Genomic DNA, 21,439 nt, shown 5'->3' with positions numbered 1-21,439 from the left:
TCTTAAAACTTTGAAAGATCCTGATGCCTCGCCTTGATTTCACGAACCGTTTGAGAGCTTGAGCGCATAACGATTGTGTGGGTCTGGATATAATCGCGGGCAAACTTGACACCCGAAAGCATATTGCCATCGGTGACGCCAGTTGCAGCAAACAACACGTCACCCTTTGCCATTTCTTCCATCGTATAGATTTTCTTCGGGTCGGAAATGCCCATCTTCGCCGCGCGCGCAATCTTTTCATCGGAGTTGAGCTGAAGACGCCCCTGCATCTGACCACCCATACAGCGCAAAGCGGCCGCAGCCAGCACACCTTCCGGCGCACCGCCAATACCGATGTAAATATCGATCCCGGTTTCATCGGGGTTTGTCGTATGCATCACACCAGCAACGTCACCGTCACCGATCAGACGAATAGAAGCGCCCGTTGCACGCACTTCTTCAATCAATCGAGCATGGCGCGGGCGATCCATGATACAGGCCGTGATTTCGTGCGGCTGCACTCCCTTGGCCTTGGCAAGCGCCATGATGTTATCCGTCGGCGTCGCATCAAGATCGACAACGCCCTTTGAATAGCCCGGACCAACAGCAATCTTTTCCATGTAAACATCTGGCGCATAGAGCAGATTGCCCTTTTCAGCGATGGCAATAACTGCCAGCGAATTCGGCAGGTTCTTGGCGCAAATCGTTGTGCCTTCCAGCGGATCAAGCGCGATATCGACATCAGGCCCCTGTTTGGTGCCAACTTCCTCACCGATATAAAGCATGGGCGCTTCATCGCGTTCGCCTTCACCGATCACAACCGTACCAGCAATCGGCAGGCGGTTGAGTTCCTGACGCATGGCATCAACCGCTGCCTGATCGGCAGCCATTTCATCGCCACGTCCACGCAGGCGCGCTGCGGCTACGGCTGCGCGCTCAGCCACGCGGACCAGTTCCAGCGTCAGAATACGATCAAGTCCATGAGCCAATCCATGAGGTTGCTGTTCTGCATTCTTAGCCATGTGAACAAAGTCCCGAATTTGAATTACGTTGCTGCGTTCGTATAACGCCAGTGTCGCTTCCTAGTGTCGCTGCCGATAGCGCCATTATGCCAATCTTTTGTCAAAGTCCCTCGCTCTCCGCAAGTGAAAGCGGCACGAGCAACGGAAAGAACGCTAAAAAGATTTAGCACTCAAGCTCTTAATCGATTTAGGGCTTGAGTCCTATCGGAGCGGGGCAAGGACCAGCAAGAGTATGCGCTTATCGACCTTGAGCGGCTTCAAAGAAAATCTCTGGACTATCCACCTCAATCAGCCTTTTTCTGTCAATTACCCAAAAACGATTGCCAACATTACGCACGAAACTGCGGTCATGCGAGACAATCAGGCTCGCTGTTTCATCACTTAGCAATTCCGCTTCCAGTGCTTCCTGGCCATCAATATCCAGATGATTGGTTGGTTCATCCAGAATATAGAAATTCGGCTTGGTCAGGCGCAAAACCAACATGGCAAGACGCGCCTTCTGCCCTCCTGAAAGCCGCGACAACGGCTTGGCCTGTAATTCCAGCGTCATGCCAGCGCCGGCAAGCAAGGATCGGGCACGCTGATCGCCAATATCGAAACGCTTCATGATCGTTTCAAAAGGCGTTGAGTTATCCTTAAGCTCGGATAAAGCCTGATCGCTATAACCCAGCACCAGCGACGGCGTCGCCTTGATGCCTGTAAGCGAGTGTTCCGGCTGAATGATTGCTTCGCGAACCAGTGTCGATAACCGCGTTTTGCCCGTGCCATTGGCACCCAGCAGCACGACTCTGTCTCCGGGGTTGATCCAAAGCTGATCGGTTTTATAAAGAGAGCGGCCATCGGGCGTCGCAATCTCGGCCCGATCAATCATGATCAACGCCTTGGCATGGCTGCCCCTTCCGTCGAGCTTGATCGTGCCAGCAGAACGCTCGATATGCGCTGCTTTTGCGCTTTCCTCGATTTTCTCGGCTCGCGCGCGCAGCTGCTTGGTTTTCACCACCAGCAAATCGCTGCCCGAATTGATGCCAATATTGTTGAGCTTCGCCGCCTGTCTTCGCAATTGCTGGACAATTTTCATGTCCTTTTCAAACTGACGCGCATCCGCAGCATCTATCTCATCAAGCGCCACACGCGCCTGACTATAAGGCAAAGCAAAAACAAACGACTTCTCCGCGCGCAGAAAAAGCGTGCGCTTCGTCACCTCATCAAGAAAAGCGCGATCATGGCTGCACACAATGACCGCCACTGAACGCGGGAGTGCAGCAAGCCAGTTTTCCAGCAAGTGCACTTTCTCAAGATCAAGATGGTTGGTCGGCTCGTCCAACAAAAGGACATCAGGCTCGGACACCCATGTGTGCGCCAGAAGCGCAAGTCGCTGCCAGCCACCGCTCAATTGCCGAATGGAGAGTTCACGCAGTTCTGCCGGAACATTGAGATCGTCGAGCACAATGTCGGCGCGCCAGCTTTCATAATCGCGTGCGTCTTCATCCAATCCTCCAAGCACAACGTCATAAAAGGACATGTCCATCAGGTCATCGGCAACATACTGGCTGACATAGCCGATTTTGAGTCCACGCGAGCGGGTAATGACACCGCTGGTCGGCTCCCCCTTTCCCACGATTAATCGTAAAAGACTGGTCTTTCCACGACCATTGGCGGCAACAATTCCCAACCGCTCGCCTTCACCAACGATGAAATCGAGGTTTGCAAAGAGTGTTTCATGGAGCGTAAGCGATAGATTCTGAACAGAAATAAGAGACATGGCAATGAGCCCAATTTTGCCAAGCACAAGTGAGCAGCGTCCAAAGCGCTTTATCGATGTACTTGCAAATGTCCGGCAACAGCATTTGAAGCTGCGCCTTCGGAAAAGGCAGAAAAAGACTTTTGTTTCAGTCTTAATCGGCCCTGCACAATTTACTGTTGCAGGGCAAAATCAGGGCCGTACTGACGATGATGATCGTGACGTGTCACATCCATATTACAGCCCTCCTTTTCCATGTTCGTCTCTCAGTCGTACAATTCCGACCGGGGTTTCTTAACAAAATCGTTGCCGCCCTTCAAGAGCGGCAACGTGACCGACGTTTCTCAGCCTGCGCGCTCGATACGGATCATCTGCGGCTTGTTGACAAGGTGATCATCCTTGAGAATGGCATCAAGCGCCTTTTTAACAGCGGCTTCCGTTGTCTCGTGGGTTACAAGAATGACCGTCTTGATGCCATCACTCACGTCACTGTCCATCAAAGGACGCTGAACGATGGATTCAAGCGAAATGTCATTTTCCGCCATGCGCTTGGCAATCGCGGCAAATGCACCAATGCGATCATAAACCGTCAGGCGAATGAAATAACCGCCGGCATGTTTGCGCATTTTTGCGCGCTTATAAGGCTGCAAGGCTTTTGCAGGCGTGCCGAAAACCGGGCCATGCTGGAATCCGGGACGGCTCTTGGCAATATCCGCGAGATCACCGATCACAGCCGAAGCCGTGGCGTTGCCGCCCGCACCCGGACCGGAAAGCAACAGTTCACCCAGAAGGTCGGTTTCAATTGCCACGGCATTGGTCACGCCATGCACCTGCGCAATAACCGATGAGGTGGGAACCATGGTCGGATGCACCCGCTGCTCAACGCCGGTGTCGGTTTTCTGCGCAACGCCAAGCAACTTGATTCGATAGCCAAGCTCGTCGGCAGCACGAATGTCGGCCAGCGATATGTTGCTGATGCCTTCAAGATAAATATCGTCAGCGGCAATGCGCGTGCCAAATGCAAGGCTTGTGAGCAGCGCAAGCTTGTGCGCGGTATCATTGCCCTCAATGTCGAAGGTGGGGTCAGCTTCCGCATAGCCAAGACGCTGGGCATCAGCGAGGCAATCTTCAAACGAGATTCCCTCTTCCCACATCCGGGTGAGGATGTAGTTACAAGTGCCGTTCATGATGCCATAAACGCGCGAAACCGTATTGCCGGTCAGTGATTCACGCATCGCCTTGATGACAGGGATACCGCCAGCAACAGCCGCTTCAAAATTAAGAAGCACGCCCTTCTCTTCGGCAATCTCGGCAAGCGCCACGCCATGCTTTGCAAGAAGCGCTTTGTTGGCGGTCACAACGTGATGACCAGCACGCAATGCAGCTTCAACAGATGCCTTAGCCGGGCCTTCATCGCCACCGATCAACTCGACGAAAACATCAATGCCAGCGCTTTTGGAAAGTTCAACTGGATCGTCAAACCATTCAATGCCACCAAGATCGACGCCACGATCCCGTGTGCGGTCGCGTGCACTGACAGCGGTAACGATAACCTGTTTGCCGCATTGACGAGTGAGCATTTCGGCCTTGTCACGCAGAATACGCAACACCGAAGCACCAACGGTGCCCAATCCGGCAACGCCGATCCGCAATGCATCACTCATTATCTCGACCTTCTGAATTGTTGATTTTGTATGGGAGGGAAACAAGGGCCGACCAGAAGACGCCCCTTGTTATGTTCGGTTAAAATCGCTTAGCGGCGACCTTCAAGCGGAATAACATTATGTAGATTCTCATCCTTTGTGGACAGGAAGCGCTTGATGTTACGCGCAGCCTGACGGATGCGATGTTCGTTCTCGACAAGAGCAATACGAACATATTCATCACCATGTTCGCCAAAGCCTACGCCCGGTGCCACGGCAACATCGGCCATCTCAACCAACAGCTTGGAGAATTCGAGCGAGCCCAGCGCACGAAAGCGCTCTGGAATCGGAACCCATGCAAACATGGTTGCAGCCGGCGGCGGCACATCCCAGCCAGCACGGCCAAAGCTTTCAACCAGCACGTCACGACGCTGCTTATAGACATTGCGGACATATGCAATGTCAGAGCCATCACCATTCAGCGCTGCGGTTGCCGCAACCTGAATAGGTGTGAACGCGCCATAATCCAGATAGGATTTTACGCGGGTCAAGGCTGCAATCAGACGCTCGTTACCCACTGCGAAGCCCATGCGCCAGCCCGGCATCGAGAATGTCTTCGACATCGAGGTAAATTCGACAGCCACATCCATTGCGCCCGGCACTTCAAGAACCGATGGCGGCGGGTTGTTTTCGTCGAAATAGATTTCCGAATAAGCGAGATCGGACAAAATAATGAGATCATTCTTGCGGGCAAAATCGACCACATCCTTATAGAAATCCAACGTCGCAGTATAAGCCGTCGGATTCGAAGGAAAGTTGAGGATCAGCGCCAGCGGCTTTGGAATGGAGTGCTTTACCGCGCGATCCAGCGCACGAATAAACTCTTCATCCGGCTTAGCAGGAATCGAACGGATCACACCACCCGACATGATAAAGCCGAACGAGTGAATCGGATAGGTTGGGTCCGGACAAAGCACCACATCGCCAGGCGCTGTGATTGCCTGTGCCATGTTGGCGAAGCCTTCCTTGGAACCAAGCGTCGCAACAACCTGTGTATCCGGGTTAAGCTTTACACCAAAACGACGCGCATAATATTGCGCCTGCGCACGGCGAAGACCCGGAATACCCTTCGATGAAGAGTACCGATGCGCGCGCGGATCCTGAACAGCCTCACAAAGCTTATCGACAATGTTCTTAGGCGTCGGCAGATCGGGATTACCCATTCCAAGATCGATAATATCGGCACCGGCCGCTCGCGCCGATGCCTTCAGGCGGTTAACCTGTTCAAAGACATAAGGTGGCAAGCGACGGACTTTATGAAATTCTTCCGACATGATCCTGTTCCAGAAAGGGGTTGAATGAAACGGCGCGTATGCACCGGGTTAGGAGCTATACACCTGTTATCGAATCGGGTCGAGACTTGTTACGCCTCAGCGACGAAGCTTTTATATGTCAATAAAAGCCAATTATTCCCCGGATTCGATCTGCTTGAGGGTCGCGTCTGTTTCTTCCTGCGCCTGCTTACGCAACGCGGCAGCCTGCGCTGGTGTCAGTGTCGCAGAGGAAGAACGCGAAACCGCAAGGCGCGTCCGGTCAGAATCAAGCCCTGACGTGATCTGCGCTTTTTCTTCCGGCGTAATCTGCGTGGTTGCAGCTTTCGGCATACGACCAAAGGTCGGATAGGTATCGGTGCGCTTGGCACCTTCCTGCGGCGTGCCCCGAAATTCCGCCCCACCGGCACAGCCCGCAAGAAACGCCACGGCTGTTGCTGCCAGCATGAAATTGGCAATCTTCCGCGTGTTCTTGGTCATATGTCCGGTCCCAATTCTGATATTCTGCCTGCATCTGGCAATATGCCTGATACGACACAGATAATATAATGCGAAATGGATAGCACCATCTCAATACGTCATGTCAACATGTGAGTTGAAAATGATAAGACTGGAAGCACTCGATAGACACCCTCAGTAGCAAGTATAAACAAAAATTACGAATAGTAATATTGCGTTATTTCAATGCAATTTGAAGGTCATTTGCTCCATTCTAAAACATTGAGTGCTTTTCAGTAGTTGCCTTTGGCAGTTAAAAATCCTAAAAATTGGTTACAGTTTATCACTCGTTGATTTGTATCTTAGCGCTTTAAAGCGATGACAAAACTGATCTTTTCGCGATAAGGCGCTGAAAATATTCAAGCATTTCCAGAATGGGTTCGACAGGGCCTTGCATAGGAAGTGCTTAAAACAAAGTGATAGAGCGGTTTGAAAATCCGTCTTGATGGAAACCGCTCTCGTTATCTACCCCGGTCTTGGTGACTGGTTTCTGTGAGTAAATCTGCTTTCTATTGATTAGCGAAACTCACATGGAAGAGCTGGAGCAGACATTGAAACTTGCAGAGCCATCGCAAAAAACGACAAGAAAACTGCTTTGCGGCAGTGTAGCCCTGATTGCGCTTGTTCTGACATCCTGCACGTCTACGGGTAACGGCAATTCACCATTACAAATGACAAACAGCGCCGATGGTTCCATTATTGCGGATACGCTTCAGAGTGCCGCCGATCAGACAATCGCTGCCGAAGCAGCCCAAACAGGCGCAGCAACTCAAACACAAAAGCCGACTGCTGTTGCCGAAGCAAAACCGGTTGAAAACAGCACAAAGGCTGTAGCTTCAGCAACCTCGACAACCGGGACAGCTTCACAGGCACCGGACAGCTCTGTTCAGGTTGCGGCTCTTGCGACAGAAAGCAAACCCTCTTCTCTGTTCAGCATATTCGGCAAAAAGCCAACCGAATCCCCCGCTGAAACCGCCGCTGCAACAGAAGCGAAAAAGCCTGATCAGAAAGCTGAAGAGCAAACTGCAGCCACGCCCGAAGCCAAGCCGGAGGCAAAAGCTGAGGCGGTAGAAGCAAAACAGCCAGAAACGCCCAAACCCGCAGAGCCGGAAAAACCAGTTCAGGTGGCGTCGCTCTTTGGCTCAGCAAAGAACGCCAATGCCTATGTCGCGCCCCAAAGCCCGGCGACAGCAGGCCAAGGCAGCATCGCGCGCCTGTTCAACGACGAGGATGCGGGCAACTCAAAAAATAAGAAGCTTGCTGTTGTAAGACCCAACACAAAATCAACGCGGGACTATAATTATTCGCTTCCTGGCGTGCGCCCCAATGGCGGCTTTGAAATCAAGCATCGCAAAAGCATCTATGATGATAGCGACATTGATGCCAATGAATATGATGATTATGCATCCGTACAACTTGCCTCGGCACCCGGATTGGCGCGCCTTGCGCCCAACGGCTTGAAAGTCCAGCGTGAAACGGTCGATGTGGCCTGCCTCAAGCCGCAGCTTGTGACAATGCTCAAGACGATGGAACGTCACTTCCGTCGCCCCGTCATGATCACATCCGGCTATCGCAGCCCATCCTATAATCGCAAGGTCAATGGTGCACGCAAATCACTGCACATGATCTGCGCTGCTGCCGACATTCAGATTTCCGGTGTTTCAAAACACGAGATTGCACGCTTTGCACGCAACATGCCAGGACGCGGCGGCGTCGGCACCTATTGCCATACCACCGCAGTTCACGTGGACGTCGGCCCTGAACGTGACTGGAACTGGAGCTGCAAGAAATAATCCAAATGTTTAAAGCCGGGATCAGTTCCCGGCTTTTTCTTTAATTTTCATAGTGATAGCTACGTCATCAGCCATATGGCAGACGACAAAACCGGCCCCCGGCGAGTTTTTTTTAGAAAAGTTATATTAAGGGCTTGCGAGTCAGGTTCTTCCTGAATATAAGCCCACTCACACCAGCTACAGGCGCCCATCGTCTAGCGGTTAGGACAGCGCCCTTTCACGGCGCAGACAGGGGTTCGATTCCCCTTGGGCGTACCACTTGCTGGTTTTTCTTTCCAAAATCATGATTGCCAACAAACCTCAAGCGACGATTTCGTCTGATGCGGTGTATCTCCGCTCTTCTTGGCATGCCCCCTCTATCCCTTTGTTTTCGCATGTTTCCTTTGACAAACGCAGCCACTGAATTTTTCTTGAATATTTTCTCAAAAAGGACTTGCGTGGTAGAATTTTCCTGCCTATAAGCCGACCCACACCAGCAACAGGCGCCCATCGTCTAGCGGTTAGGACAGCGCCCTTTCACGGCGCAGACAGGGGTTCGATTCCCCTTGGGCGTACCACTTGCTGGTTTTTTATTACCCTAAAAATTGATATGAATATAAGTGGAACTGCCTCTGGCATGATGTTACGCGTGGTCCGTTCAAACAGAAAACCGGACAGACATCATGGCCAAAACAACAGCAACTGTGTCCACCACGCATGCAAGCCGCTATTTGCAGCAACTATGCAAACATTGGGCGCATAAGTTCACAGTCGAATTTACGCCGGAAAGCGGTCGAATCGATCTGGATGAGAATCGCGTTGTCACGCTCAATGCCAGCGAACAGAATCTCACTGCGACCATAGAGGCTCCGGAAGCAACTCTCGAACAGATGGAAAACGTCGTTTCGAGCCATATTGTGCGCTTTGCGTTCCGCGAGGAGCTGATCTTCAATTGGATGCGGGAATAACTTGCAACGGCGCCCCCATAAACCTAAATCGGTGCATGCTTTTTCCAACGCCCCTTGTGACGGGTCGCCTTGAGCGACGCTATAAAAGATTTCTGGCCGATGTTACGCTAGATGATGGGCGTTTCATCACCGCTTCTGTTCCCAATACCGGTTCGATGCTTGGCCTGACCGCGCCCGGCTCCCGCGTTTGGCTCAGTGTCTCAGACGCTCCGCATCGCAAATATCCGCATACACTCCAGATCGTTGCAGCCGACAATACCCTTGTTGGCGTCAATACTGGCCTGCCAAATAAAATTGCCGAGGAAGCCATCTTGGCAGGCATGATTCCCGATTTGAAAAATTACGGGCTTCTCAAGCGCGAACAGAAATATGGCCGCAACTCACGCATCGATATTCTTCTTGATGAAGGGAACCGCCCCCGCGCCTATGTGGAAGTAAAAAATGTGCACTTCATTCGCACCCCTTCCCTGGCCGAATTTCCCGATACCGTCACCGCGCGCGGTGCAAAACATCTTGATGAACTCATTGATGTTGTATCCGCTGGCCATCGAGGCGTGATGGTGTTTATTATCCAGCGGAGCGATTGCAACAGATTCAGCATCTCCGGCGATCTTGATCCGGCTTATGCACGCGCATTTGAACGCGCACGCGCGGCAGGGGTTGAGGCTTGGGCGATTCGATGCCAAATATCAGATAAAGGCATCCATGCTGAGACTTTGGTGCCAATAGTATATGAGAAAGACGAGTTGAGATGGTGACTTATATTGAGGCGACGAGCGCACCGATGAAATACACGGGGCAAATCAGGCTTTACGGCCCCGAAGCCTTTGAAGGTATGCGCAAGGTCTGCAACCTGACCGCCCGTTGCCTCGACGCGCTCAACGACATCGTCAAGCCAGGTGTGACAACCAATCAGATAGATCGTTTTGTGTTTGAGTTCGGCATGGACCATGGCGCTTTTCCGGCGACACTGAATTATCGCGGTTATACAAAATCGACCTGCACATCCATCAATCATGTGGTTTGCCACGGCATCCCTGACGACAAGCCACTGCGGGAAGGTGAAATTGTCAATATCGACGTTACCTATCTGCTTGATGGCTGGCACGGCGACTCAAGCCGCATGTATGCGGTGGGTGAAATCAAGCGCGCCGCTGAACGCCTTCTGGAAGTAACCTATGAAAGCCTCTTGCGCGGTATTGCTGCGGTCAAGCCCGGTGCGAAGACCGGCGCGATTGGTGCCGCAATCCAAACATACGCAGAAGGTGAACGCTGCTCAGTCGTTCGGGATTTCTGCGGCCACGGCGTCGGTCAGCTTTTTCATGATGCGCCCAATATTCTGCATTATGGCACCCCTAATGAAGGCGTCGAGATCAAGGAAGGCATGATCTTTACGATTGAGCCGATGATCAATCTCGGCAAGCAGGGTGTCAAAGTTCTGGCAGATGGCTGGACTGCGGTTACACGCGATCGTTCGCTGACCGCACAATATGAGCATACTGTCGGCGTCACCAACGATGGTTGTGAAATTTTCACACTGTCGCCGAAGAATATATTCGGGCCGCCATCCATGCGGTAAAAAGAGAATGAATTCTGTTTCTGCGGGGGTTCAAACAGAATGGCACCCAAAAATAAGAAACCGGGAAGTTTTGACCTTCCCGGCTTTAATGAAGGTATTCATTTAACGGCTCAGGTTGAAAAGCCGCATCATATGGGGCATCGCGAGCGGCTGCGGCAACGCTTTAAAGCAGCGCCCGATGCACTGGCCGATTACGAACTGCTTGAATTGCTGCTTTTCCGTGTTATCCCGCGCGCAGACACAAAGCCACTCGCGAAGTCTTTGCTCATCCGTTTTGGCTCTCTTGCAGAGGTTCTGGGCGCACCGGAAAAGCTTCTCGCAGAAACGCCGGGAATCGGCCCTTCAATCGCCCTTGAGCTTAAAATCGTTGAAGCTATGGCCAAACGCTCAGCCCGTAGCACCGTGATGGAGCGTGAAGTGCTTGGCTCGTGGAGCCAGGTTATTCAATATTGCACAACGGCCATGGCCTATGAGACGCGTGAGCAATTCCGGGTATTATTTCTCGACAAAAAGAACCGCCTCATTGCCGATGAAGTTCAACAGCAGGGCACCATCGATCACACACCCGTCTATCCGCGCGAGGTCGTAAGGCGCGCACTTGAGTTGTCTGCGTCAGCAATTATCGTTGTTCACAATCATCCGTCCGGCGATCCCACGCCATCGCGTGCCGACATCGAAATGACCAGGATTCTGATTGACGCCGCAAAACCAATCGGCATTGCGCTGCACGACCACATAATCATCGGCAAGCACGGTCATATCAGCATGCGTGGTCTGAAGCTGATCTAAAGCGAACCCGAAAAATGGGAACCAGCTTTCGGAACAGGTTAGGCTTGAAAACAAAAAGAAATGCTTTGGGTATGGTTACCTTTCATTAAGCATGTGAACGAAAACGCATGCTTACATCGACCGACCCGTTCGAATTTTCTTAAATTTAGACACAATCACAGGCGACGAGAGAGGCAGTCCGGGATCCGGGTTTCCGCCCCGCCCCGAAAAGAGTTCAAGCATATTTCCCGGCAGCGTTTTGACGGGAAAACTGGAGTAAAAAATGTTGAAGTGTTTCTATACCGCCGCTGCTTTCGGTGTCGCACTTGTTGCTTTTTCTGGGCCGTCATTTGCGGCCGACATAATGGACAACAACGACTATACCTATAACGAGCCCGCAGCATCGGGATCACACGACTGGTCAGGCAACTATATCGGCGCACAGATCGGCGCCTCCTCGTCGCGGGTTCCGGGTCCATTCACCAACCGCACAGGTTTGCTCGGCGGTGCCGTGATTGGTAAAAACATGCAGAGCGGCAATCTTGTTTTCGGCGGCGAGCTGGAAGGCAATTTTGCGGAAGCCGAACATCGTATCGGCAACGGTGGCAGCCTTCAGCAGTCGTGGAACGGCAACGCCAAAGGCAAGGTCGGCTATGCAATTGACAAGACGCTTATTTATGGCACCGCCGGCTATGGCGTCACGAAGTTCAAGGCAAAAGACGCAACCACCTCGGCACCGGGCTGGCAGGGCGGCGCATTGATCGGCGCAGGTGTTGAGCAGGCTATCTCCGGCCCTATCTCGGTCAAGGCTGAATATGACTTCCAGCGTTTTAACGACGTGAAGTCAAAGGTAAACGGCGTTACGCAATATAACAATCTTAAGAACCATTCGATCAAGGCCGGTGTAAACTACCGCTTCTAAAGCATGTCGCGGAAAAGTGGGAACCGCCTTCGCGTAGAAATCAGTCCGCCGGGCTGATTTCTATTCCCACTGCGAACCATAATATAATTGTCCACACAGCCAGAGCATTTCCTGTTTTGATTGAACCTTCGGAAATGCTCTGGCCGTTTGTTTTTACGCATTATCCCAGGCAAAACCGCTTCGCACTTTTGCTGGAAATGCTCTAGTCTTCGGGGCCGCGGCGGGCATTATCGCCATCATAGCCGCGCCGCCAGTAAGCAACGATCAACTGCTTATCTTTCGGAATATGACGCTCTTTGCGCATATAGGTTCGGATTGCGCGAAAAGAATTAAATTCGCAGCCTGCCCAAACATAGATATTTTCTTCACCTTCAGGCAATTCAACCGCACGAACAGCGTCCTGCAAAAGCGTTGTCGTTCCGGCTTCTTGGCCGTTGCGATGCAGCCATTGCAGATCAACATCAGCCTTTGACGGAATGCTCTGCTCTTCCGCAGCACTATCAATCTCAACACGGACAACGGCCTTAACGCCTTCTGGAAGGCGTTCCAGAATGCGCCCGATTGCTGGCAGCGCTGTTTCGTCACCGGCCAGCAAGTACCACTGTGCATCGTGAGCTGCATCACCGCCACCGGGGCCGGTCATGCCGACAATATCACCCGGCTTGACGCTCATTGCCCAACCGGACCCCGGCGCATCACAATCATCGCCATGGACAACCATATCGATGTCAACCCAACCGGCATCCACATCTATCCGGCGAATTGTATAAACACGCGCCACGATCTGCGCTTCACCTTCCGGCCAGATCGGACGGCCGTCCTCCCCCATGAGTGGCCATTGCGGCTTAGCCAATGCTTTTTGCGGGAAAAGTAGACGGATATGCAGGCCATGTTGCGAAAAACGTTTCAGATTTTCACCCTGCAAACGCACACGGCGCATATGCGGCGTTACATTGGAAACCGAAACAACCTTCATTTCGCGGAAATAAGGCAGCAACTCTCCGGCAGCGCCATCACCCACCCAGCGGATCTTCGGCGGAGTATCGTTCTTATCGAGAAATTCCAAAATATGCGAAGCAATCGACAGCTTCATATAGGCAAGGCCGGTATCATCGTCGCTGCGCACATCAACATCAACCGCTTCGTCATTCCAGCGCACATTTGCCTGTCCAAATGTCAAAACGAGCTTAGCGCTGCTTTCGTTACGCTCCACATCACCATGCTCGTCAAAATGATCCAGCAACTGCTTGACGATACGAGCGGGGTTGTCGAGTGCGATACGAGCGTTGGCGTTCAGGCTCAATTCGGACATGCCTGTCTCCTCATCAGAAATAACGACCAAGCAGTAACCGAATATAACATGACGATTCAAGTCATCATTTATCTTTGATACCGCAATAAATTGTGACGGGCAGTGCCTGACGCCATGCATCAAAAGAACCAAGTGCGCCCGCTTGGGCGACTTGCAACCGCGTCAACTCACCACCATGCTGTTGAAGCCAATTGAAAAGCTGCATTTCACTTTGTAATGTGACTGCATTGGCAACAAGACGCCCACCGGGTTTTAACGCTGCCCAGCAGGTTTCAATCACACCTTTGTCTGTCACGCCTCCACCGATGAAAATTGCATCTGGCGGTTCAAGACCCCGCAGCGCTTCGGGCGCATTGCCTTTCACCAGCTGCAAACCGGGTACGCCAAGCGTGCGTGCATTGCGCTCAATGATACCCTGTCGTGTTTCGTCAGCCTCAACAGCAATCGCCCGGCATGATGCATACACGCGCATCCATTCAATACCAATCGAACCACAACCCGCACCCACATCCCATAACAGCTCATGCGGCAGCGGCTGCAACCGCGACAGAGTCACGGCGCGGATATCGCGTTTTGTCAGCTGGCCGTCATTCTCAAATGCCTGATCCGGCAAACCGCTGACGGGTGAAAAAACGACGGCACCGCGTGAAGCGATACATTCAATTGCCAGCACATTGAGATCGGCGCAGGTTTCATGTGACCAATGATCAGCATTACAGCTGATAGATTTTTCCTTCGGTCCGCCGAGATGCTCAAGCACCGTCAAGTGGCTTTGGCCAAAACCTTTTTCTTTGAGCAGCGATGCGGCTTTTGCAGGCGTCGTGCCATCATTGCTCAGCACGAGAATTTTCTCGCCGGGCAAGACGTGCGCTGCCAACAGTTCAAACGGGCGCCCGTGAACACTAACCACGCGCACCTCTTGCAACGGCCATGCCATACGGCTTGCGGCAAGCGACAAAGACGAAGGAAAAGGAATGATGTGCATATCCTGTTTCGAGAAATGACGGCTCAGCGATGCGCCCATGCCATAAAACATAGGATCACCGCTCGCCAACACCACAACCTGCCGCCCGCGCTGTGCCTTGATCATCGGAAATGCATTTTCAAAAGGCGACGGCCATGCAATCTGCTCGGCGTTAATACCCTCATTGAGAAACGCCAGATGCCGCTTGCCGCCAAAAATCACATCAGCATTGATAAGCGCGTTGCAGGCATTCTGTCCAAGACCCGCAAGCCCATCTTCACCAATACCAATAATTGTCAGCCAGCGCCCCATAAGCCTTGCTCCTTTTCCTTGTTCGTATGGCGACGCTGTAGCAAGTGCAAGCACGAAGGCGTATAAGACCAATATGTTGAGCCAGCAAAACAGCCAGACTATTGCTACCAGACCCGACCGGCGCAATGCCTGTCCGGGGCTTTCGCGCATGGTGATGAGCAAGGACGGCGCGATTGCCCGCATCAAGCTGAAACTCGGACGGCTCAGTGTGGCACAGGCTCAAGCCATCGCAGACATCGCCGAACGCTTTGAAACGGGTGCAATTGAATTGTCGATTCGCTCCAATATCCAGCTTCGTGGCATTCATCCCGATGTCTGGCCCGACGTGATTACCGCACTTCATGAGGCGGGGCTGGGTGCCAAAAATGCGGCAGCCGATGATGTTCGCAATGTCATGGTCAGCCCGACTACTGGCATTGATCGCGGCCAGATCTGCGATGTGACCGGCCTTGCTACAAATCTGCTCTCCGTCGTGCAGGAAAACAAAACCTATCATGCGCTGTCGCCCAAATTCTCGATCCAGATCGATGGCGGCGAAGATTGCGCGATGGTTTCGCATCCCGGCGACATCTGGCTGTCAGCAATTGATTGCGGCAAAGCCTATGTGTTTGGACTGGCGTCCTCGCCAGACAAACAGGCGCATGGGGCAGTTTCAAGCCAAAATGCCCTGCCCTTCATCGAAGCGCTGTTACAACATTTCCTTGCGGCTCGCCAAAAAGGCATCGCACGGATGAAACACCTCTTCGAGATAATGCCGGTTGAAGAATTTCTTCGAACACTTCCATTTGAATTTGATGCACCGCCAAATTGGCAGCGCAAAGCCCCCACCGCGCACGCGCATCTTGGTTTGCATCAACAGATCGACGGCAAGTTTTATATTGGTGCGATGCCACTGCTTGGTCGCCTGACACCGCAGCAACTACGAGGATTGGCCCGGCTTACAAAACACGCGCTGCACCTCACGCCTTGGCAAGGCATTCTGATACCGCATATTGCAGAAGCGGAAGGGCAGAGCATCCTAGGCAAACTTCACGCGCTGGGCCTCTCCACCGATCCAGCCTCGCCAGCAGCCCGTCTTCGGGCTTGTTCCGGCTCCAAAGGCTGCGCTTCTGCGCTCGCAGATACACAGGCAGACGGTGAAGCGCTTGCACGCCAATTAAAAAGCGATACCGCGCAGATTCACATCACCGGCTGTGCCAAATCCTGTGCCGCGCTTTCACCCTTGCCTCACACACTTCTTGCGCTCTCCCCAATGCATTACGACCTATTTTTGCAAGACAAGGCTGGACCAGCACGCTTCGGGCGGCTATTGGCGTCAAACATCACCATTGATGAAGCAGCAAAGCTGCTGAACAAATAAAAAAAGCGGGCACCATGACAGATTATATCCGCGACGGGCAAGCCATTTATGACCGCTCCTTCGCCATCATCCGCGCTGAAGCCGATTTGAGCCGCATACCTGCGGATCTCGAAAAGCTTGCCGTGCGCGTGGCACACGCATCTGGCATGGTCGATATCGTTGAAGACATCGTCTTCTCAGAAGGTGCAGGACAGGCCGGACGCGAAGCTCTAGCGAAAGGTGCGCCGATCCTCTGCGATGCGCGCATGGTTGCAGAAGGGATCACCCGTTCACGTCTGCCAGCCAATAATGAAGTGATCTGCACGCTGAACGATCCATCCGTTCCGGAACTCGCAAAGAAGATCGGCAACACACGCTCCGCCGCAGCCCTTGATCTCTGGCTCCCGCACCTTGAGGGCAGCGTTGTTGCTATCGGCAACGCGCCAACCGCCCTCTTCCGCCTGTTTGAAATGCTGGACAGTGGTGCGCCCAAGCCCGCTCTTATCATCGGCATGCCGGTTGGCTTTGTCGGTGCAGCTGAATCCAAAGACGAACTGGCTGAAAACAGCCGTGGTGTCCCTTTCGTGATCGTACGCGGACGGCGCGGCGGCAGCGCCATGACCGCAGCCGCCGTTAATGCACTTGCTTCGGAGCACGAATAATGGCCCCAAAAGGCAAGCTCTACGGTCTGGGTGTCGGCCCCGGCGATCCTGAACTCATCACGCTCAAAGCGCTGCGACTGCTCAAATCCGCTCCTGTCGTCGCCTATCACGCAGCCAAGGGCAAAAAGGGCAATGCACTGACGATTGTCGAAACTTATCTGTCATCCGAGCAGACTTTGGTTCCGCTCATCTATCCGGTGACGACCGAAAAACTGCCGGCGCACATGGATTATGAGCAGATCGTGAGCGATTTCTATGTCGAGATCACAACGACGATTGCAAGCCATCTTGATGCAGGCCGTGACGTGGCCGTGATCGCGGAAGGCGATCCGTTCTTCTATGGATCGTTCATGTATATCCATGACCGATTGGCCGAAAAATACGAAACGGAAGTCGTACCTGGCGTTTGCTCTGTTTTGGGCGCTGCTGCCGTGCTCGGCGCGCCTTTGGTCTATCGCAACCAGACCTTGTCGATCCTTTCGGGCGTTATGAGTGCGGAAGAGCTGAAAAACCGCCTCGCAGCTACAGAGGCCGCAGCCATCATGAAACTCGGCAAAAATCTCGACAAGGTACGCGCTGTACTGACCGAACTTGGGTTGATGGATCGTGCGCTTTATATCGAGCGCGCAACCATGCAGAACCAGCGGATTGCCCCCTTAACCGAGGTCAGCGGCAGCGATTGCCCATATTTTTCGATCATTCTCGTTCCGGGCAGCAAATGGAACGGTGCATGAAGCCTGCAATTTTGATCTTGAGCGAAGCAGCAATCGCCACAGCACGCAACGTGCAGTCAGCACTTGAAAATGCGGAAGTCCTGGGACTTGAAAACCGCGTTACGAGCGCAGACAAGCATTTCACGCATTTTGGCGATACAATCCGCGCACTTTATGAAGAAGGCCGACCTGTTATCGCTTTGTGCGCTTCCGGCATCATTATTCGCGCGCTTGCATCCCTTCTGCAAAACAAGCGCATAGAGCCTCCGGTTCTGGCCGTTGCAGAAGATGGCAGCGCGGTCGTGCCATTGCTTGGCGGGCTGTCAGGCGTCAACGATCTGGCACGCACTATCGCTGATGCGCTGAAGGTCGCCCCCGCCATAACAACGACGGGCGAGTTGCGCTTCGGCATCAACCTGCTTCATCCTCCGGCAGAACTAACACTCGCCAATCCGGACAATGCCAAGACGTTCATGTCCGACCTGCTGGCAGGGCAAAAGCTACAAATCAATGGCAAATCCCGCTGGCTTGCGGCATCAAAGCTGCCGCTTTCTGGCGATGGGCAACTGATAATCAGCATCACGCCTGAAATCCGCACGCCACAGGCCAATGAGCTGATCTATCATCCACGAACGGTTGCGATCGCTATCGAAAAGCCGACCGAAGACCTGACGAGCCTCATCAAGCAAGCCTTCGACAATTCTGACTTGTCTATAGACTCACTGGCTTTGCTTCTCGCTCACGAGAAAGATTGCGCATCGTTACATATTCATCAGGCAGCAAAAACACTGAAAGCGCCATTGCGCTTTGTTGCGAGCGATGCCGATCTCGTGACGGCCTCTATCGAAAACCCTGTTCACCACACAGTGACTGAAACCCTGACGATGGCCGTTGCATCTACTCCTGCCGATGTTCTGTTTATCGGGCGTAAGCGCGGCAAGCTTAGTGTTATTGGTCTTGGACCCGGCTCCCGTGATCTGATGACACCAGCGGTCCAGCGTGATCTGGAACAAGCCGAAGACGTGCTCGGTTATGAAACCTATGTCCGCATGGCGGGCCCTTTTCGCGACGATCAACTCATCCATATGACCGACAATCGCGAAGAAATGCAGCGTGCACGCCATGCATTTGAGCTCGCAGTTTCTGGTCGCAATGTGGTTATGGTGTCTTCCGGCGATCCGGGCGTATTTGCCATGGCAGCAGCGGTTGTCGAGGCATTGCATGAATCAAACGATCCGGCATGGCATGGTGTTGAATTGGTCATTCAGCCGGGTATTTCCGCAGCAATGGCCGCAGCCTCCCGCATTGGTGCACCGCTCGGACACGATTTCTGCATCATTTCGCTTTCGGACAATCTCAAGCCTTGGGATGTGATTGAGAAGCGTCTGGCGCTGGCAGCGCAAGCCGATCTTGCCATGGCGTTCTACAATCCGATTTCCAAAGCTCGCCCGCATCAGCTGGGCCGCGCACTGGAGATTCTGCGCCAATATCGCGACGCAGAAACGCCGGTCGTGCTTGGTCGTGATATCGGCAGACCCGCAGAAACAACCCGTGTGGTCACTTTGGGCGAACTCACACCCGATGATGTTGACATGCGCACAGTGGTGATTATCGGCTCATCGCACACGGTGCGTTTTCCCCGCGCGGAAGGCGGAGATTGGGTTTACACGCCACGCTGGTACGGCGAAAAACCGGACAAATGAAAAACAAAAAGGCAGGGAAATCCCCGCCTTTTTCGCAACTTACAATGATTTATTGAATCAATTCTTCTTCGATTTTTTCGGTGCTGGCGCAGCCGATGCGGCCTTAGCAGCAGCAGCTTCCGCAGCCACCTGATCAGCGCTCTTTGGCGACGTATCAACAACAGAGCGAACGGAACCATTCGCAGAGACCTGACAAACCGCCGTGCGCAGATCAACCTTAAGGTCAACGATTGTACCACCACCAGCAGCCGGACGTGAGTTAACAGCGCTGATAACGCGCTCAGGCAGGAAATACTTGTTCGCAGCAGCGGTAATGCAAGGCTGTGCCAGCGAAGAATCAACTGTCGATGTCGGAATAAAACGCGGCAGGGAAATGCTGGAAGCTGTTACCGGCGCTTCAGACTTGCCGGGAACCGTTGCGTTCTGCGTCGTTGTTGTACAAGCGGCAGCCAATGGAGCCAGCATCGCAATAAAAAACAAACGGGCTCCGTTGCGGGTGCATCCGTACATGATCAACCTCTTATGGTCTGCTGATTGGTTAAAAATTTAATTTTGATAACTATTCGCTTTTAGCCAATTGTCGAGTGGCAGGAAGGCCACAATGCCGGTTTTTCGTTGAGCATCCCCAACGACCTCATCATTGTTTCGTGAATATCCAGTTCAGCATCTCGCGCCAGTCGCTCATGCGGATGGGCGTGCCATGATTGCCGCTCTCAAAGCGACGGAACTGTACCGGATAACCCGGTGAGCGTTTGCCGATATCCCGGTAAAATGCTTCCTGCTTATCGATGGCGAAAACCGGATCGCGACTGCCATGGCCGAAAAACACCGGCACCCGCTTTTTGAAAGCTGGCGACTTGAAAAAGCCATCGTCCCACAGCGATCCCAACAGGATAAGGCCTGAGAGCTGATTGCCGGCTTTTTCGTTAGACGCTATGCGCCAGCAAAGCGCCCCGCCCTGCGATCCGCAAGCCAAAACAAGTGGCGCAGATGGCGAAGTCGCTTTCGCGGCTTCGATAAGCCCGGCAATCTGTGCCTCCCCCATTGCCCCAAAGTCCTTGAAGTCTGGCGTCAGATAAAGCCCACCATTCAGAGCTGCCAGATTTTTAATGCGGTTGAAATTGCCGCCAAAGGTAAAATCATTCACGCCCTGCAAACGATTTCCGCCACGCCCGTGCAGGTAGATGACGATAAAGGATGCGCCTTCGCGCTTCCCCACAGCCATGGCCTTAACCGGACCTGCGGCCGTTTGAAATGTGACGTCCTTTTGATAGGCACGCGCCTTTAGCGAAACATAGGCATCTTTCACGCGTTTTTCAGGCACGGCATCACGACCGTTGATGTCGCGCATTTCATTGTAATCAATGACTTTGTAATTGCCATTATCCGCACTGCTAAGCACAGAAGGGTAGGCAAAATAATTATCTTTAAACGGCGGAAGCGGCCCTTGCGCGAAGGCAGACGTGTTGAAGGCCAGCAGAAGCCCTGCACATAATCCAACGCGTTTGCGCATTGTACCTCCCAAAGAACCGTTCAAAGTTCCAGCCTGTGATAACGGCGATTGAGATAGATCAGCGCTTCTTCATCACCATTGGAGCGCAATCCCACCACTTCGCCGAATAGCACATGGTGTGTCGAATGATCCTGCACGCTCAAAACCCGGCAATCGAAAACCGCCAATGCGCCTTTCAGCGTCGGCGCGCCTGTTGCAATGACGTCCCACTCGGCAAGCTGAAAGCGTTCATCCTGCGTAAGACCGATACGGCCTGAAAATGCGTCAGCAAGCTGCTGGTGTGTTCCAGCCAGCGTATTGACCGCAAAAACACCATTTTCCACGAAAATCTGGTTTTCTGGATGGGATTTTTGCAAGCAAACCAGAACCGTGGGTGGATTATCCGAAACCGAGCAGGCAGCGGTCAGTGTAAGCCCACGACGGCCAGCCGAGCCAGCAGTCGTAACAAGCTGAACAGCTCCAGCATAATGGCTCATCGCATCGCGATAAGTCTTTGGTTCGATCGATACAATAGTTGAGGTAGTGTCTTTATCCGTTTGCACGTCAGCAAGCATCCGTATTATCTGTCAGGCTTCCTGAAATTATTGTCTCTTTGCCTGTATACCTATACGGGCATTGCACAAAGGCGAGGAAACCGCTACCCACTTTTCGTTGAATTATCCATGAAATATTTAAAGAAGATAAAGCGCGTGATGAAG

20 protein-coding genes and 2 tRNA genes are annotated in these 21,439 nt (G+C 52.9%); 12 read left to right on the top strand and 10 right to left on the bottom strand.

Annotation, left to right across the window (positions count from 1 at the left end; all coding sequences use genetic code 11):
- Positions 1-2: 2 nt before the first annotated feature.
- From glpX to ABE527_RS06275, 5 genes are all read right to left on the bottom strand, one after another.
- Positions 3-1,001, bottom strand: coding sequence for a class II fructose-bisphosphatase (glpX, locus tag ABE527_RS06295; RefSeq protein WP_499696449.1), 999 nt, complete (start codon positions 999-1,001; stop codon positions 3-5).
- A 238-nt stretch (positions 1,002-1,239) separates the two neighbouring features.
- Positions 1,240-2,763, bottom strand: a complete 1,524-nt coding sequence (locus ABE527_RS06290) for an ABC-F family ATP-binding cassette domain-containing protein (RefSeq protein WP_499696448.1) — start codon at positions 2,761-2,763, stop codon at positions 1,240-1,242.
- Positions 2,764-3,086: 323 nt separating this feature from the next.
- Positions 3,087-4,406, bottom strand: a complete 1,320-nt coding sequence (locus ABE527_RS06285; RefSeq protein WP_265985265.1) for a homoserine dehydrogenase — start codon at positions 4,404-4,406, stop codon at positions 3,087-3,089.
- 89 nt (positions 4,407-4,495) lie between these two features.
- Positions 4,496-5,719, bottom strand: coding sequence for an LL-diaminopimelate aminotransferase (locus tag ABE527_RS06280; protein WP_396997746.1), 1,224 nt, complete (start codon positions 5,717-5,719; stop codon positions 4,496-4,498).
- Positions 5,720-5,851: 132 nt separating this feature from the next.
- Positions 5,852-6,196 (bottom strand): hypothetical protein, encoded by a 345-nt coding sequence (locus tag ABE527_RS06275; protein ID WP_265985269.1) that lies wholly within the window; start codon positions 6,194-6,196, stop codon positions 5,852-5,854.
- Between the two features lie 569 nt (positions 6,197-6,765).
- On the opposite strand from ABE527_RS06275, the gene ABE527_RS06270 reads away from it, so the two are divergent.
- From ABE527_RS06270 to ABE527_RS06235, 8 genes are all read left to right on the top strand, one after another.
- Positions 6,766-8,007, top strand: coding sequence for a D-Ala-D-Ala carboxypeptidase family metallohydrolase (locus ABE527_RS06270; protein ID WP_499696512.1), 1,242 nt, complete (start codon positions 6,766-6,768; stop codon positions 8,005-8,007).
- A 183-nt stretch (positions 8,008-8,190) separates the two neighbouring features.
- Positions 8,191-8,265 (top strand) — tRNA-Glu (locus ABE527_RS06265).
- Between the two features lie 224 nt (positions 8,266-8,489).
- Positions 8,490-8,564 (top strand) — tRNA-Glu (locus tag ABE527_RS06260).
- A gap of 105 nt (positions 8,565-8,669) precedes the next feature.
- Complete coding sequence (locus ABE527_RS06255; protein WP_499696447.1) at positions 8,670-8,954, top strand: DUF2218 domain-containing protein; 285 nt, start codon at positions 8,670-8,672, stop codon at positions 8,952-8,954.
- Positions 8,955-8,989: 35 nt separating this feature from the next.
- Entirely contained in the window at positions 8,990-9,712 is a 723-nt protein-coding gene (gene sfsA / locus ABE527_RS06250; RefSeq protein ID WP_499696446.1) for a DNA/RNA nuclease SfsA, read from the top strand.
- Positions 9,706-10,533, top strand: coding sequence for a type I methionyl aminopeptidase (gene map, locus ABE527_RS06245; protein ID WP_265985277.1), 828 nt, complete (start codon positions 9,706-9,708; stop codon positions 10,531-10,533). The genes sfsA and map overlap by 7 nt, the downstream gene beginning before the upstream one ends.
- A gap of 39 nt (positions 10,534-10,572) precedes the next feature.
- Positions 10,573-11,322 carry a RadC family protein gene (gene radC, locus ABE527_RS06240; protein ID WP_265985279.1) on the top strand — a complete coding sequence of 250 codons (750 nt, stop codon included), beginning with the start codon at positions 10,573-10,575 and terminating at the stop codon, positions 11,320-11,322.
- A gap of 262 nt (positions 11,323-11,584) precedes the next feature.
- Complete coding sequence (locus ABE527_RS06235) at positions 11,585-12,223, top strand: outer membrane protein (protein WP_499696445.1); 639 nt, start codon at positions 11,585-11,587, stop codon at positions 12,221-12,223.
- A gap of 202 nt (positions 12,224-12,425) precedes the next feature.
- Here the strand turns inward: ABE527_RS06235 and ABE527_RS06230 are convergent, their stop codons facing one another.
- On the bottom strand, positions 12,426-13,535 hold the full coding sequence (locus ABE527_RS06230; protein WP_499696444.1) for a DUF2218 domain-containing protein: 1,110 nt from the start codon (positions 13,533-13,535) through the stop codon (positions 12,426-12,428).
- Positions 13,536-13,599: 64 nt separating this feature from the next.
- The gene (gene cbiE / locus ABE527_RS06225; RefSeq protein ID WP_499696443.1) at positions 13,600-14,811 is read right to left on the bottom strand and encodes a precorrin-6y C5,15-methyltransferase (decarboxylating) subunit CbiE; all 1,212 of its coding nucleotides are present in this window, start codon (positions 14,809-14,811) and stop codon (positions 13,600-13,602) included.
- Between the two features lie 73 nt (positions 14,812-14,884).
- Here cbiE and cobG point away from each other — a divergent pair, with 73 nt between their 5' ends.
- The 4 genes from cobG to cobJ are packed head-to-tail and all read left to right on the top strand — an operon-like array spanning position 14,885 to position 19,228.
- Positions 14,885-16,171, top strand: a complete 1,287-nt coding sequence (gene cobG / locus ABE527_RS06220; RefSeq protein ID WP_499696442.1) for a precorrin-3B synthase — start codon at positions 14,885-14,887, stop codon at positions 16,169-16,171.
- Positions 16,172-16,185: 14 nt separating this feature from the next.
- Complete coding sequence (locus ABE527_RS06215; RefSeq protein ID WP_499696441.1) at positions 16,186-16,812, top strand: precorrin-8X methylmutase; 627 nt, start codon at positions 16,186-16,188, stop codon at positions 16,810-16,812.
- Positions 16,812-17,546, top strand: coding sequence for a precorrin-2 C(20)-methyltransferase (locus tag ABE527_RS06210; protein ID WP_265985292.1), 735 nt, complete (start codon positions 16,812-16,814; stop codon positions 17,544-17,546). The genes ABE527_RS06215 and ABE527_RS06210 overlap by 1 nt, the downstream gene beginning before the upstream one ends.
- Positions 17,543-19,228 carry a precorrin-3B C(17)-methyltransferase gene (gene cobJ / locus ABE527_RS06205; protein ID WP_499696440.1) on the top strand — a complete coding sequence of 562 codons (1,686 nt, stop codon included), beginning with the start codon at positions 17,543-17,545 and terminating at the stop codon, positions 19,226-19,228. The genes ABE527_RS06210 and cobJ overlap by 4 nt, the downstream gene beginning before the upstream one ends.
- Positions 19,229-19,285: 57 nt before the next feature.
- Here the strand turns inward: cobJ and ABE527_RS06200 are convergent, their stop codons facing one another.
- From ABE527_RS06200 to ABE527_RS06190, 3 genes are all read right to left on the bottom strand, one after another.
- Positions 19,286-19,738: a hypothetical protein gene (locus ABE527_RS06200; RefSeq protein WP_265985296.1), complete on the bottom strand. Its 453-nt coding sequence runs from the start codon at positions 19,736-19,738 to the stop codon at positions 19,286-19,288.
- Between the two features lie 127 nt (positions 19,739-19,865).
- Positions 19,866-20,741, bottom strand: coding sequence for an alpha/beta hydrolase (locus ABE527_RS06195; protein WP_265985297.1), 876 nt, complete (start codon positions 20,739-20,741; stop codon positions 19,866-19,868).
- A gap of 20 nt (positions 20,742-20,761) precedes the next feature.
- On the bottom strand, positions 20,762-21,295 hold the full coding sequence (locus ABE527_RS06190) for a flavin reductase (protein WP_499696439.1): 534 nt from the start codon (positions 21,293-21,295) through the stop codon (positions 20,762-20,764).
- Positions 21,296-21,439 lie beyond the last annotated feature (144 nt).

The organism is Brucella sp. TWI432, from assembly GCF_039674445.1.
In the GTDB taxonomy this organism is placed as follows: domain Bacteria; phylum Pseudomonadota; class Alphaproteobacteria; order Rhizobiales; family Rhizobiaceae; genus Brucella; species Brucella chromiisoli.
Note: the sequence above shows the minus strand (reverse complement) of the source record. Positions and strands in the feature narration are given on the sequence as shown.